The organism is Blastococcus sp. SYSU D00695, from assembly GCF_054050555.1.
Window position 1 is genome coordinate 115,066 of sequence record NZ_JBJGZP010000009.1, and the last position, 14,332, is coordinate 129,397.

11 protein-coding genes are annotated in these 14,332 nt (G+C 76.9%); 4 read left to right on the plus strand and 7 right to left on the minus strand.

What is annotated here, in order from left to right:
• Nucleotides 1–41: 41 nt before the first annotated feature.
• Together lipA and ACI781_RS08590 are read right to left on the minus strand one after the other, a co-directional pair.
• Entirely contained in the window at nt 42–1,013 is a 972-nt protein-coding gene (lipA, locus tag ACI781_RS08585) for a lipoyl synthase (protein ID WP_456565661.1), read from the minus strand.
• 83 nt (nt 1,014–1,096) lie between these two features.
• Entirely contained in the window at nt 1,097–2,242 is a 1,146-nt protein-coding gene (locus tag ACI781_RS08590; RefSeq protein ID WP_456565662.1) for a hypothetical protein, read from the minus strand.
• A gap of 101 nt (nt 2,243–2,343) precedes the next feature.
• On the opposite strand from ACI781_RS08590, the gene ACI781_RS08595 reads away from it, so the two are divergent.
• Nucleotides 2,344–3,273 (plus strand): LLM class F420-dependent oxidoreductase, encoded by a 930-nt coding sequence (locus tag ACI781_RS08595; RefSeq protein ID WP_456565663.1) that lies wholly within the window; start codon nt 2,344–2,346, stop codon nt 3,271–3,273.
• Nucleotides 3,274–3,319: 46 nt separating this feature from the next.
• Here ACI781_RS08595 and ACI781_RS08600 read toward each other — a convergent pair whose 3' ends face one another.
• Nucleotides 3,320–4,843, minus strand: coding sequence for a diguanylate cyclase domain-containing protein (locus ACI781_RS08600; RefSeq protein WP_456565664.1), 1,524 nt, complete (start codon nt 4,841–4,843; stop codon nt 3,320–3,322).
• Between the two features lie 80 nt (nt 4,844–4,923).
• On the minus strand, nt 4,924–5,532 hold the full coding sequence (locus ACI781_RS08605) for a TIGR03086 family metal-binding protein (protein ID WP_456565665.1): 609 nt from the start codon (nt 5,530–5,532) through the stop codon (nt 4,924–4,926).
• Between the two features lie 61 nt (nt 5,533–5,593).
• Between ACI781_RS08605 and ACI781_RS08610 the strand changes: the two genes are divergently transcribed.
• Together ACI781_RS08610 and leuS are read left to right on the plus strand one after the other, a co-directional pair.
• A complete protein-coding gene (locus ACI781_RS08610) occupies nt 5,594–6,559 on the plus strand; it encodes a helix-turn-helix transcriptional regulator (RefSeq protein ID WP_456565666.1) in 966 nt (321 codons plus the stop codon).
• Nucleotides 6,560–6,704: 145 nt separating this feature from the next.
• On the plus strand, nt 6,705–9,608 hold the full coding sequence (gene leuS, locus ACI781_RS08615; protein WP_456565667.1) for a leucine--tRNA ligase: 2,904 nt from the start codon (nt 6,705–6,707) through the stop codon (nt 9,606–9,608).
• 46 nt (nt 9,609–9,654) lie between these two features.
• Here the strand turns inward: leuS and lipB are convergent, their stop codons facing one another.
• Both lipB and ACI781_RS08625 read right to left on the minus strand, forming a co-directional pair.
• Nucleotides 9,655–10,302: a lipoyl(octanoyl) transferase LipB gene (lipB, locus tag ACI781_RS08620; protein ID WP_456565668.1), complete on the minus strand. Its 648-nt coding sequence runs from the start codon at nt 10,300–10,302 to the stop codon at nt 9,655–9,657.
• Nucleotides 10,303–10,312: 10 nt separating this feature from the next.
• Nucleotides 10,313–11,563 (minus strand): FAD-dependent oxidoreductase, encoded by a 1,251-nt coding sequence (locus tag ACI781_RS08625; RefSeq protein ID WP_456565669.1) that lies wholly within the window; start codon nt 11,561–11,563, stop codon nt 10,313–10,315.
• 133 nt (nt 11,564–11,696) lie between these two features.
• On the opposite strand from ACI781_RS08625, the gene ACI781_RS08630 reads away from it, so the two are divergent.
• Nucleotides 11,697–13,271: a serine/threonine-protein kinase gene (locus ACI781_RS08630; protein ID WP_456565670.1), complete on the plus strand. Its 1,575-nt coding sequence runs from the start codon at nt 11,697–11,699 to the stop codon at nt 13,269–13,271.
• A gap of 4 nt (nt 13,272–13,275) precedes the next feature.
• Here the strand turns inward: ACI781_RS08630 and ACI781_RS08635 are convergent, their stop codons facing one another.
• A complete protein-coding gene (locus tag ACI781_RS08635; protein ID WP_456565671.1) occupies nt 13,276–14,181 on the minus strand; it encodes a TIGR01777 family oxidoreductase in 906 nt (301 codons plus the stop codon).
• Nucleotides 14,182–14,332: the final 151 nt, after the last annotated feature.

A 14,332-nucleotide genomic window follows, 5' to 3' on the forward strand; every position in this document is an offset into this window, starting at 1 on the left:
ATAGGGCCGCCGCGCCCGTCGTCCGGGCGACGACGCAGTGATCACCCTTGCAGGGTCATCCCGCGGGCCTCGATCGCCTGCTGGTACAGGCGCCCGGCGCGGTAGGAGCTGCGCACCAGCGGACCCGCGAGGACGCCGGGGAAGCCGATCCGCTCGGCCTCGGCGGAGAAGCCGACGAACTCGTCGGGCTTCACCCAGCGGACGACGGGGTGGTGCCGCGGCGAGGGGCGCAGGTACTGGGTGATCGTCAGCAGGTCGCAGCCGGCGTCGTGCAGCGCCTGCATGGTCTCCACGACCTCGTGCGGTTCCTCGCCCATGCCGAGGATGAGGTTGCTCTTGGTGACCAGCCCGGCCTCGCGGGCGGCGGTGATCACGGCCAGCGAGCGCTCGAAGCGGAAGCCGGGCCGGATGCGCTTGAAGATCCGCGGCACGGTCTCCACGTTGTGCGCGAGCACCTCGGGCCGGGAGGAGAAGACCTCGGCCAGCTGTGCGGCGTCGGCGTTGAAGTCGGGGATGAGCAGCTCGACGCCGCAGCCGGGGACGGCGGCGTGGATCCGGCGCACGGTCTCCGCGTAGAGCCAGGCCCCGCCGTCGGGCAGGTCGTCGCGGGCGACGCCGGTGACGGTGGCGTAGCGCAGCTGCATCGACGCGACGCTCTCGGCGACCCGGCGCGGCTCGTCGGCGTCGAAGTCGGCGGGCTTGCCGGTGTCGATCTGGCAGAAGTCGCACCGGCGGGTGCACTGGTCACCGCCGATGAGGAAGGTGGCCTCCCGGTCCTCCCAGCACTCGTAGATGTTGGGGCACCCGGCCTCCTCGCAGACGGTGTGCAGCCCCTCGCGGCGGACCAGCGACTTGAGCTCGGTGTACTCGGGGCCGGTGCGCAGCCGCGTCTTGATCCACTCGGGCTTGCGCTCGATCGGCACCTGGCTGTTGCGGACCTCGAGGCGCAGCAGCTTGCGGCCGGCGGGCTCGAGGGCGGATCCGGAGGACGTGGGGGCCGCCGTCTCGCTCATGACCTGCACGGTACGCCCGCGAGACGACACCGCCCCCGCTGCCGGCGGGCAGCGGGGGCGGTGTGCGCGGGGTCTCGGCGGGGTCAGGCCATGCCGGAGCCGGACGGGCCGGCCGTCGGGCCGGGCTCGTCGCTGCCGCCGCTGGTGAAGGGCTTCGGCGTGTCCTTCGGGTCGACCGGGTCGGTCGGCCCGTCGGAGTCGACCATCTGGGCGTCGCGGATGCCCATGTCGGACTCGGCCGGCGCGGAGTCCCCGGCCTCCCAGGTCGCGCTGGACACGGTCTTGCCTGCGTCGTCGTTGCTCGGGGAGCTGGGCACGGGGTCCTCTCGGTAGCTGGGCACGGGGCCGTCGCCGGTCGGTGCCGGCGTCCACGCGTCGGCGCCCCCGCGGCGGCGGAGCACCGCGAACGCCACGGCACCCGCCGCGGCGAACAGCACCAGCCAGGGCCAGCGCCGCGGCCCACGCTCCACGCCCGTACCCCGCCGGACCCGGGCCGACGCCTTCGCCGATGCCTTGGCGGCCTTGGCCTTCTGCTTGCCGGCCTTCTTCCGGGCCTTCCTCGTGACCTTCTTCGACTTCCCGGCGGCCGCGCCCACGAGCTCGTCGCGGCGGGCCTCCAGCTCCTCGAGCGCGGTGCCGACCCCGGACACCAGCGAGTCCCGGGCCGTCCCCAGAGCCGGGACGACGGCCTCGCGCGCGGCGACCACCCGGGGGAGCACCTCGGTGGCGAGGGTCTTCTGGGCGGCCTTCTGCGCGGCCTCGACGCGGGGCGCGAGGTCGGCGGCCGCCTTCGACGCGGCCGCGGTCGTCGCGGCCACCGCGGTCGTCAGCGCCGGGCCGGCGTTGGCGCGCGCGGCCTCGATGCGCGGGGCCAGCGCCTCCACCGCTGCCGCCAGCCGGGCGTCGGCGGCCTCCCGCGCCGCCTCGACCCGCGGGCCGATGGCCTTCTGCGCGGCCTCCACACGGGGCGCGAGCGCGTCCCGGGCCGAGGCGACGGCGGGTGCGGTGGCCGCGACGGCTGCGGCGACCTTGGGGGCGACGGCGAGCTGGGCGGCACCCAGGGCGGGCGCGGCGGCGTCGCGCGCGGCGGCGATCCGGGGCGCCAGCTCCTCCGCGGCCGCGCGACCGGCCTCGGACACGGCCGTCTGGATGTGGCTGAGGCCCTCCTGGAGCTCGGCTGCGATGACCTGACCTCGGGTCTTCTTGCGGAACACGGGATGTACCTCCACGTTGATCGTCTCCGCACCATCCTGCCCGGTCCGCCCGGCGCGCACATCCCGGACGGGGGCGCCGGGAGCGCGGCGCGCCCGACGCCGATAGCGTCCCGGACGTGCAGCTGCGTGTCTTCACCGAGCCCCAGCAGGGCGCCACCTACGACGACCTCCTCGCGGTGGCCCGCCGCGCCGAGGAGACCGGCTACGACGCGTTCTTCCGGTCCGACCACTACCTGACCATGGGCGGGGACGGCCTGCCGGGGCCCACCGACGCGTGGGTGACCCTGGCGGGGCTGGCCCGCGAGACCAGCCGGATCCGGCTGGGCACCCTGATGACGGCGGCCACCTTCCGGCTCCCCGGTCCGCTGGCGATCTCCGTCGCCCAGGTCGACCAGATGAGCGGCGGCCGGGTGGAACTGGGCATCGGCTCGGGCTGGTTCGAGGCCGAGCACGACGCCTACGGCATCCCCTTCCCGGCCCTGGGCGAGCGCTTCGACCGGTTCGAGGAGCAGCTCGCGGTGATCACCGGGCTGTGGTCGACGCCGGCGGGCGAGACGTTCGACTTCGCCGGCGAGCACTACCGGCTGTCCGGGAGCCCCGCGCTGCCCAAGCCGGTCCAGGACGGCGGCATCCCGATCCTGATCGGTGGTGGCGGTGCCCGGCGGACGCCGCGGCTGGCCGCGCGGTACGCGCAGGAGTTCAACGCGCCGTTCGCGTCCGCCGACGACAACGCCCGCCTGTTCGCCCGGGTCCGCGCCGCCTGCGAGGAGGCCGGCCGCGACCCCTCGTCGCTGGTCTGCAGCTCCGCGCTGGTGCTGTGCGTGGGCCGGGACGAGGCGGAGGTCGCGCGGCGCGCGGCCGCCATCGGCCGCGACGTCGACGAGCTGCGGGAGAACGGCCTCGCCGGCACTCCCGCCGAGGCCGTCGACAAGCTGGGCCGCTACGCGGAGGCCGGTGCGACCCGGGTCTACCTGCAGGTGCTCGACCTGAGCGACCTCGACCACCTGGACCTGGTCGCGGCCGAGGTCGCGCCCCAGCTGGGCTGAGCGGGGCGTCCGGGCGGGGCCGCTCCCCACCGCCCCGCCTGGACGCTCAGCCGGCCACGGGCACGCCGGCGCGCCGCTCGGCCCCCGACCACACGCCGTCGGTGGTGGTGTCGTGCACCCGCACGCCGTCCCCGGCGGCCTTCGCCGCGTACATCGCCGCGTCCGCGCACCGCAGGAGCTCCCCGACCGACGTGGCGGGGACCGGGGCGGTGGCGACGCCGATGCTGATCCCGACGCGCAGCGGGACGCCGTCGACGGTGAAGGGCTGGAGCACCAGCTCGCGGATGCGGTGCGCGCGGGCCTCGGCGCCGGCGCGGCCACCGGCCGGGCAGAGCACCGCGAACTCGTCGCCACCGAGCCGGCCGAGCACGTCGGCCGGACCCATGGCCGCCGTCAACCGCTGCGCGACCTGGCGGAGGAGCTCGTCGCCGGCGTGGTGGCCGAGGCCGTCGTTGACCCCCTTGAAGCCGTCGAGGTCCATGAGGAGGACGGCGGCCGGCTCGGTGACGGTCGCCGAGGCCACGACCTGCGACGCGCGGTCCAGCAGCGCGCGCCGGTTGGGCAGGCCCGTGAGCTCGTCGGTGAGCGCCTGGGTGCGCACGGCGTGCAGTTCGTGGAGCTCGCGGAACGTCGTCAGGGAACGCACGAGGGTCGCGGCCACGCAGCCGGCGGCGCAGATCCGCGCCGCGAGCGGCAGCGCGCCGTCCGCGACCAGCACGCACAGGCTGGCCGCGCTGCAGGCCAGGGGCACGCTCACCATCCGCCAGCCCACCCGGGCACCCAGGTCCGGGTGCCGTCCGCCGGGGGGCACCACCCGGCTGGCGTGCGCGCCCAGGGCCACCAGCACGGCGCCGGCGAGGAAGAACAGGTCGAACGGGCCGCCTCCGTGGAACGAGCCGGACGGGGCCAGCGCGCCGTAGGCGACGTCACCGACGAGGTTGGTCACGCCACCGGCGGCGACCAGCAGGATGCTGGGATCGCGGCGCAGTCCGAGCACACCGCCGGCCACGCCCATGAGTGCGACCACCAGGATGGCCATGAGGGGGAAGGCCAGCCCGGCGACGACCGAGAGCGGGTCCCCGGTCGGGAGGGCACCGCCGGATCCGAGCAGCGCCGCGATCGCCACCGTGCCGAAGCCCAGCGCACCGCTGACGCCGTCGAGCCAGGCGCTGGCCGACGTCCGGGGCGCCCGAGCCCGGACCAGGACGACGAGCGCGACGCAGACGGGGACGAACGACAGCAGCGAGGCCACGTCGCCCCCGGACGGGAACTGCGGGGTGTCCCCGTCGACGGCCACCAGGCCGAACGTGAGGTTCCCGGCGACGGCGAGCGAGAGCCCGAGTGCCATCGCCGTCCAGGCCGTCCTCTCGGCCGGCACGCGCCGGGCCGCGCAGAGGCACACGAGCGCGCTCAGCACGTACCCGGCGTTGAACAGCAGGACGTCGTAGCCGAAGGTCCAGACGGAACCGGCAGGGCGCGGTCCCACGCCGGTGACGAACAGCAGAGCGCACACCAGGAGGGCGGCCACCAGCCGCCGCGAGGCGGGTCCGGGCGCGTCGTCGTTCCGCATGGCGACGGCATCGGCGGGTGACGGCCCGCGCGTGAGAGACCAAGATCGTTGATCATCCTCGCGGGTGAGGCGGCCCGGGTTCAGACCTCCGGCGTCCAGCGCGGGTCGCGGCCCTGCCAGGCCACCAGGCGCTCGACGGCCGGGGCGTCGGCGGGGACCGGCACGACCGGGCCGAACGGGATGTGGGGACCGCGGCCCTCGGCCGGCAGCATCCGCGCGGTCGCCGCGAGCGCGACGGCGAGCACGTCGGCGTCCCAGGCGGGGGACTGGCCGGAGGCGACGGCGACGTCCCACGTGTGCGAGGTCAGCTCGCCGGTGTAGGTGGCCAGCGCGACGGCGCCGCGGTGCGTGCCGTACGGCAGCACGAGCTCGCGGTCGAGCAGCGCGTCGTCGGCCCAGACGGCGAACAGGTCGTCGGCGGCCGCGGCGGCTGCGGCGCCCCAGCCGTCGTCGGGGACGCCGGTCGTCACCTGCGGCACGGAGAACGGCGGCAGGCCGCGGCCGACCGCGGCGACGCGGTGCAGCACGGACACCAGGTGGCCCAGCAGCGCGCGCAGGTCGTACTCGGTGCACGGGGTGGGCAGGGACAGCTGGTCGGGCCGCACGCCGGCGGCCACGGAGACGGCGGTGCGCGCCGCCGTGGTGAGGACGGGCCGGGGGTCGGTCAGGAGCGGTGCGGGAGTGGTCATGTCCCGACCCTCACGGATGAAGTGGTCACCTCCTGGCCACTTTCCGCGGCATCCTCGACGAGTGCGTGCGGACCGGCTGATCGCGACCCTGCTGCTGCTCCAGGCGCGGGGTCGGGTCACCGCTGCCCAGGTGTCCCGGGAACTGGAGGTCTCGGTGCGCACCGCCCGCCGGGACCTCGAGGCGCTGGCGACGGCCGGGGTGCCGGTGTACAGCGTCGCCGGCCGCGGGGGCGGCTGGGCGCTGGTCGGTGGCGCGCGCACCGACCTGTCCGGGCTGACCGCGGGGGAGGCCCGCGCGCTGTTCCTCGCCGCGGGCCCGGCCGGGGACGCCGCCCCGGCGGTGCAGGCGGCACTGCGGAAGCTCGCCCAGGCCCTGCCGGCGCCGCTGCGGGAGCCCGCGCGCACCGCGGCCGCCGCGGTCGTCGTCGACCCCTCGGGCTGGGACGGCCGGCCGCGCCCGGCGCCCGAGCACCTCCCGGCCCTGGAGCGGGCGGTGGTCGAGGGCGAGCGGGTCCGTCTGGACTACGCCGGGCGCGCGCGGGAGCCCGGGACGCGGGAGGTCGACCCGCTCGGGCTCGTCGCCAAGGGCGGTGTCTGGTACCTGGTGGCGGGCACGACGGCAGGCGTCCGCACCTTCCGGGTGGACCGGGTGCGGTCGGTGGCCGGCACGGGGCTGCCGGTCGAGCGGCCCGCGGACTTCGACCTGGCGGCCGCGTGGGCGGCGAGCGCGGCGGCGGTCGCCGTGCGGCGGGGCGGCGTCCGGGTGCGGGCGCTGGCCGACCCCGAGGCACTCGCCCGGCTGCGCGTGCGGTTCGGCACCCGGCTCACCGCGGGTGAGCCCGGCGCCGACGGGCGCGTCCCGGTGGAGCTCGCCGGACCGGCGGCGGAGTTCGTCGCCGCGGAGGTCGCCGGCTTCGGCGCCCGGGTGGAGGTGGTCGACCCGCCGGAGGCGCGGGCCCACCTCGCCGCCCTGGCGCGGGAACTGGCGGAGGTCTACGCGGGCCCGGCGGTAGACTCGCGAAGGTGATCGGGCGGCTCCTCCTCCCCGAGCCGCGCTGACCCCCACCTGCGAGGACGGCGCGGCGACCCCTCCTGTGCGAGGGGTCTTTGCATGTCCGCCCCCGGACGCCACCGGCGATCACGAGACCGCACCCGAGACCGGAGCACCGACGATGAGCCAGACGGCGAGCACCCACAGCGGCGCTGCCAGCACCGAGCCCAGCGGCGACGGCGTCCCGCCGCACCGCTACACCCCGGCGCTGGCGCAGCGGATCGAGCTGGCCTGGCAGGACCGGTGGGAGACCGAGGGGACCTTCCACACCCCGAACCCGTCGGGTCGGCTGTCGGCGGGCTTCGAGCGCGTGGCCGACCGGCCCAAGTACTTCGCCATGGACATGTTCCCGTACCCCTCGGGTGCCGGGCTGCACGTCGGGCACCCGCTGGGCTACCTGGGCACGGACGTGACCAGCCGCTTCCGGCGGATGGACGGCGCCAACGTGCTGCACCCGATGGGCTACGACGCGTTCGGGCTGCCGGCCGAGCAGTACGCCGTCCAGACCGGGCAGCACCCGCGGATCACCACCGAGCAGAACATCACCGCGATCAAGGCGCAGCTGCGCCGGCTGGGCGTCGACCACGACGACCGCCGCAGCTTCGCCACGATCGACCCCGGCTACTACAAGTGGACCCAGTGGATCTTCCTGCAGATCTTCGGGTCCTGGTTCGACGAGGACGCCGGGAAGGCGCGCCGCGTCGAGGAGCTGGTCGCCGAGCTCGACGCCGGCACCCGCGAGCCCGCCCCCGGCACCAACCCGTCGGGCCGGCCGTGGGCCGAGCTGGACGACGCCGCCAAGCGCCGGGTCGTCGACGCGCACCGGCTGGCCTACCTGCACGAGGCCCCGGTCAACTGGTGCCCCGGCCTGGGCACCGTGCTGTCCAACGAGGAGGTCACCGCCGACGGGCGGTCCGAGCGGGGCAACTTCCCGGTGTTCCGGCGCCCGCTGACCCAGTGGATGATGCGGATCACCGCCTACGCCGAGCGGCTGCTGGCCGACCTGGACCGGCTGGACTGGTCGGACTCGCTGAAGCAGATGCAGCGCAACTGGATCGGCCGCTCGACCGGCGCCCGGATCCGGTTCGCCGCCGGCCCCGAGACGATCGAGGTCTTCACCACCCGCCCCGACACGCTGTTCGGCGCCACCTACGTCGTGCTGGCCCCCGAGCACCCGCTGGTCGAGACGCTGACCGCCGACGCCTGGCCGGCCGGCACCGACCCGCGCTGGACCGGCGGGGCGGCGACCCCGCGCGAGGCGGTGCGCGAGTACCAGCGGCAGGCCTCCCGGCGCAGCGAGCTGGACCGGCAGAACGAGGCGCGGGACAAGACCGGCGTCTGGCTCGGCGTGACCGCCGTCAACCCGGTCGACGGCCGCGAGCTGCCCGTGTTCATCGCCGACTACGTGCTGACCGGCTACGGCACCGGCGCGATCATGGCCGTGCCGGCCGAGGACACCCGCGACTGGGACTTCGCCCGGGCGTTCGGCCTGCCGCACGTGCGGACGGTGCAGCCCCCCGCGGACTGGGACGGCGGCGCGTGGACCGGCGCCGGCGAGATGATCAACTCGTCGAACGACGAGGTGTCGCTGGACGGCCTGGACAAGGCGACCGCGATCGAGCGGATCACCGGGTGGCTGGTCGCGGCCGGCCACGGCGAGGCCACGACCACCTACAAGCTGCGCGACTGGCTGTTCAGCCGGCAGCGGTACTGGGGTGAGCCGTTCCCGATCGTCTACGGCGAGGACGGCGCCCCGCGGGCGGTGCCGGAGTCGATGCTGCCGGTGCTGCTGCCGGAGGTCGACGACTACTCGCCGAAGACCTTCTCCGACGACGACGCCGACTCGGCCCCGGAGCCGCCGCTGTCGCGGGCCACCGAGTGGACGACGGTCACCCTGGACCTGGGCGACGGGCCCCGCGAGTACCGGCGCGAGACCAACACGATGCCCAACTGGGCCGGTTCGTGCTGGTACTACCTGCGCTACCTGGACCCCGGCGACGACACGCAGATGGTCGACCCGGAGCTGGAGCGGTACTGGATGGGTCCGCGCGAGCCCGGGGACGTGGGCGGCGTCGACCTGTACGTCGGCGGCGTGGAACACGCCGTGCTGCACCTGCTGTACGCCCGGTTCTGGCACAAGGTGCTGTTCGACCTGGGGTACGTCTCCAGCGAGGAGCCGTTCCGCCGGCTGGTCAACCAGGGCTACATCACCGCCTACGCCTACACCGACGAGCGCGGCTTCCACGTGCCCGCCGCCGAGGTGGAGGAGGTCGACGGGGCGTTCACCTTCCAGGGGGCGCCCGTCGAGCGCCAGCACGGCAAGATGGGCAAGAGCCTGAAGAACGTCGTGACGCCGGACGAGATGGTCGCCGCCTACGGGGCGGACACCTTCCGGGTCTACGAGATGTCGACCGGGCCGCTGGACCAGTCCCGGCCGTGGGAGACCAAGGCGGTCGTCGGCTCCCAGCGGCTGCTGCAGCGGATCTGGCGCGTCGTGGTCGACGAGGAGACCGGCGCGGTCCGCGCGGCCGACGACGTGGAGCCCGACGAGGCCACGCTGCGGGCCCTGCACAAGGCGATCGCCGGGGTCCGCGACGGCATGGAGACCCTGCGCTTCAACATCGCCGTCGCCCGCATCACCGAGCTGACCAACGCCCTCACCCAGACCTACGGCGCCGACCGCCCCGTGCCGCGCGCGGTGGCCGAGTCGCTGGTGCTGCTGGTCGCGCCGCTGGCCCCCCACCTCGCCGACGAGCTGTGGACGCGGCTGGGCCACGCCGGGTCCTCGGCGTGGGAGCCGTTCCCCGTCGCCGACGAGCGCTGGCTGGTCGAGGACACGGTGCAGGTCGCCGTCCAGGTCAACGGCAAGGTGCGCGCCCAGGTGACGGTCCCGGCCGACGCCGACGCGCAGGCCCTGGAGGCCGCCGCCCGCGCCGACGAGCGCATCACCGCGCAGCTGGACGGCCGGACCGTGCGCCGCGTGGTCGCCGTCCCCGGCCGGCTGGTCAACTTCGTCGTCGGCTGAGGCCGGGGGCGGGGGGATCCGCGGGCGAGCCCGCGGATCCCCCCGGTCAGCTCGCGGTGGCCGGTTGCGGCGACAGCACCCGGCGCATCGCGGCCTCGACCGGGTCGATCGCCTCGGCGACCGTCACGTCCCGGCCGAGCTCCGCGGTCAGCGACGTCGCGCCGGCGTCGGCGATCCCGCAGGGGATCATGTTGCCGAACGCGGCCATGTCCGGGTCGCAGTTGAGCGCGAAGCCGTGCATGGTGACGCCCCGCGCCACCCGGACGCCGATGGCGGCCACCTTCCGGTCGGGTCCGCGCTCGTCGGCCCGCACCCACACGCCGCTGCGCCCCTCGACCCGCTCGGTGGCCAGCCCGAAGCCGGCGCAGACCTCGATCAGCGCCTGCTCCAGGCGGCGGACGTACGCGACGACGTCGACCGGGTCGGGCAGCGCCACGATCGGGTAACCGACCAGCTGCCCCGGCCCGTGCCACGTGATCCGCCCGCCGCGGTCGACGTCGATGACCGGCGTCCCGTCGAAGGGGCGCTCGTGGGCCGCCGTCCGCTTGCCCGCGGTGTACACCGGCGGGTGCTCCAGCAGCAGCATCGCGTCGGGGCCGCTGCCCTCGACGCGCGCCGCGTGCAGCTCGCGCTGGCGGGCCCACGCCACCTCGTAGTCGACCAGCCCCGCCCGGATCACGTGCAGCTCGCTCACGGCTCCCAGCCTAGGCGCCGGTCGCGGCCGGGGGCGTCGGGCGCAGGCGGCGCAGGACGGCGCGGGCGGTGCGGGCGCCGCTGGCCATGGCGCCCTGGATGGACGGGGTGTCCCGGTGGTCGCCGCAGACGAACACGCCGTCGCCGAGGTCCACCGGCCGGCGCAGCTGCAACGGCGGGAGGGCGGCCGGCTGCGCCCCGGGGACGGTGACCGACGTCAGGTGGGCGAGGTCGGTGGTGGCGACGTCGTGCAGCCGGGCCACCTCCTCGCGGACCTCGCCCTCCGTCGTCGGCCGCAGCGTGGAGCTGGCGACCAGCGCCCGGCCGTCGGGGGAGTAGGCCGGCTGGGCGTCGGTGAGGACGGCGCTGTTGACCACCCGGCCCCCGGGGGTGCCCAGCACGACCAGCGGCTGCCGCCACGGGGAGGACGGCAGCACGTGCAGGTGGGTGGTGACCGAGCGGGGCGCCGCGGCGTCGACGCCCGGCAGCAGGGCGGCGGCGGCGCCCGGGTCGGTGGCGACGACGACGGCGTCGGCGACGACGGTGCCGCCGTCCCAGCCGACCCGGCCCGACGCCACGGAGCTCACCCTCACGTGGAGGTGGAGGGTGCGGTCGGGCAGCCGGTCCGCCAGCTGCTCGCCGACCGCCTGCATGCCGCGCGCGGGCAGGCCGATGCGCCCGCGGGCGAAGCTGCGCCACAGCAGGTCCAGGTACCGGCTCGAGGTCGCCAGCTCGTCCTCCAGGAGCACCCCGGACAGGAACGGCCGGAAGAAGCGCTCGAGGGCCTCCTCGCCGACGCCCGCCGCGCGCAGCCGGACCTCGGCCGAGGTCTCCGGCGCCCGCAGCAGCCGCTCGACGGGTGTGTAGCCGGCCTGCGCCGAGTACGCCGCGATCGCGCCCTTGGCCAGCAGCGAGCCGACCGGCGCCCGCAACGTGTCCAGCGCCGCCGCGGGGTGGCGGCGCGGGTCGACGAGCCGGTGCGCCCGTCCCCCGACGCGCAGCACCGCCCCCGGCCAGAACCAGCCCAGCTCCAGCGCGGGCAGGTCGAGATCGGCCGCCCGGGGGTACCCGGTGTTGAGCACCTGGAAGCCGCGGTCGACGACGAACCCGTCGACGCGTTCGGTGGCCAGCCGGCCCCCGGCGTGCCTGCCGGCCTCCAGGACGTGCACGTCGCAGCCGGCGGCGGACAGCCGGACGGCGGCCGACAGCCCGGCCAGGCCGGCGCCGACGACCACGACCTCGGCACGCTGGGGCACGGACACGTCCCGAACCTAGGCGCCGGCCGCCCGGCGCACCCGTCGGCGGAGGGGCCGGCCCGGTCGTTACAGCGACTGCACCGGTCGGCCTGTGGACGGCGGGAGCGGGACGAGGGCGCGGCCACCTACGGTGCCGCCCGTGCCGGAGGACAGCGCGCGACCCGACCCCAGCCCGCCGGTGGTGCCCGGTTACCGGCTCGAGGAACTGCTCGGCCGCGGCGGCTCGGGGGAGGTGTGGCGGGCCGTACCGCGCGGCGGGGGCGCCCCGGTGGCGGTCAAGGTGCTGGTGGCCGGTGACCCCGAGCGGCAGGCCCGCGAGGCGGCGCTGCTCGGGGAGCTGGACCACCCGCACCTGGTCCGGCTCGTCGAGGTGGTGCACCAGCCCCGGCGCGGCGGGCGCGCGCGGGTCGCCCTCGTCCTGGAGCTGCTGGCCGGGGGCAGCCTCGCCGCGCTGCTCGCCCGCCGGGGGCGGCTGCGCCCCGGCGAGGTCGTGACGGCGGTCGCGCCGGTCGCGGCCGCCCTGGCGCACGCCCACGCGGCCGGGGTCGTGCACGGCGACCTGTCGCCCGGCAACGTGGTGTTCACCGCCGAGGGCCGGCCGGTGCTCACCGACCTCGGCGTGGCCCGCGTGCTCGGGGAGGCCGCGTCGGGCGAGGTGACCCCCGCCTACGTGGACCCGACCGTCGCCCGGGGCGGGGCCCCCGGGCCGGCCTCCGACGTGTTCGGCGTCGCCGCTGCGGCCTTCCACGCCCTGACCGGCGTCGCGCCCTGGAACGCCGCCACCCCCGCCGACACGCTGACCGTCGCCGCGGCGGGCGAGCTGCCCGACCTGGAGCTGCTGGCCCCCGAGGCCCCGCCCGCGCTGCGCGAGGTGCTCGCCCGCGGTCTGGCCGCCGACCCCTCCGACCGGCCCACCGCGGCCGAGTTCGCCCTCGACCTGCGGCACGCCTGCCGGCCCGAGCCGGTGCGGTTGCCGGTCACCGGCGTGCCCGACGCGGAGCTGGGGCGCACCGGTCGCGGCCCGCGCACCGAGCTCACCCACCAGGTGGCCCGCCACGCCAGGCGGGATCCGGCGCCCGGCGGGCGCCGGCGGCTGCGGGCCCTCCTGCGCGACCGGCCGGCCGGCGGGCGGGCGCGGCGGGTGGCCGGGGTGCTGCTGGCCCTCGCGCTGCTGCTCGGTGCGGCGGGCGTCGTCGGGTCGGTGTGGGCGGGGACGGCGGCCGAGCCCCCACGCGCCGCGGCCCCGTCGGCGGGGCCGTCCGCGTCGCCGTCCCCGCCGCCTCCCGCCCCCGAGGTCCCCGCGGGCCCGGCGGCCGCGGACGCCGACTGGCTCGCGGTGGTCACCGAGCTGTACGCGCGCCGCGCCGACGCCTTCGCCCACGCTGACCCCGCGGGGCTCGACGCCGTCTACACCGCTGACAGCCCGCTGCGCGTCACGGACGCGGCCGCCGTCGGGGCGCTGGCCGCCGCCGGGCAGCGGTTGTCCGGGTTCGCGCCGCGCGTCGAGGGTCCGGTGGTGGCCGTCGTGCTCCCGGACGGCCGGGTCCGGGTGGAGGCCCGCGACGGCTGGGACGGCTACGCGGTCGTTCGCGCGACGGACCCGGACGGGGCGCCGCTGGCCAGCGACCCGGGGCGGCCCGTGACCCCCGTCGTCCTCGAGCTGGCGCCCGGCCCGGACGGCTGGCGGCTGGCGACCGCCACGCGCACCGGGTGAGCCGTCAGCCCCGGCCGAGGGCGGCGCGCAGCGCGGAGCCGACGTCCGGGTGGGTCCAGGTGAAGCCGGCCGCCTCCAGCGCCGCCGGCACGGCCCGCTGGCCGGCCAGGATGCCCACCGGCGCGAACTCGCCGACGGCGACGCGCAGCGCGATCCCCGGCACCGGCAGGACCGCCGGGCGGTGCAGCACCTGGCCGAGGACCCGGGTGAACTCGGCGTTGGTCACCGGCGTGGGCCCGGTCAGGTTCACCGGCCCCGAGACGTCGGCGGTGAGCAGGAAGCGGATCGCGTCGACCTCGTCGGTGAGGCTGATCCACGGCCAGTACTGCTCGCCCGATCCCAGGCGTCCGCCGACGCCGAGGCGGAACAGCGGGCCGAGCCGGCCGAGCAGCCCGCCCCGGCCCAGCACCAGGCCGGTGCGCAGCCGCACGACCCGGACACCCGCCTGCTCGGCGGGAGCCGTGGCCGTCTCCCACTGCTCGCAGACGTGCGCCAGGAAGTCCGAGCCGGCGGGGGCGTCCTCGCGGACGACCCGGTCGCCCGTGTCGCCGTACCAGCCCACCGCGGAGGCGTTGAGCAGCACGCGGGGCCGGCCGGGGTCCTCCGCGGCGGCCGCGGCCAGCGCGCTGCTGATCGTGGTGGTGGCGTCCACGCGGCTGCGCAGGATCTCCTGCTTGCGCCTGGCGGTCCACCGCTTGTCGCCGACGCCCGTCCCGGCGAGGTTGACCACGGCGTCGACGTCGGCGAGCAGCGCCGGGTCGATCCGCCGGTGCTGCGGGTCCCAGCGGTGCTCGTCGGCCGTGCGCGGGGTGCGCCGGACCAGGCGCAGGACGTCGTGCCCGTCCTCGGCCAGGGCCGGCACGAGCCGGGAGCCGATGAGGCCGGACGAGCCGGTGACGGCGATCCTCAAGCGAGACACCTCCGGGGGAGCGGGCAGAGCAGAGGGGGGGGGGGGGGGGGGGGGGGGGGGGGGGGGGGGGGGGGGGGGGGGGGCCGGGGGGGGGGGGGGGGCGGGGGGGCTGAGCCACTTACCAACCTCCCCGCCGCCGCGCACCACACTG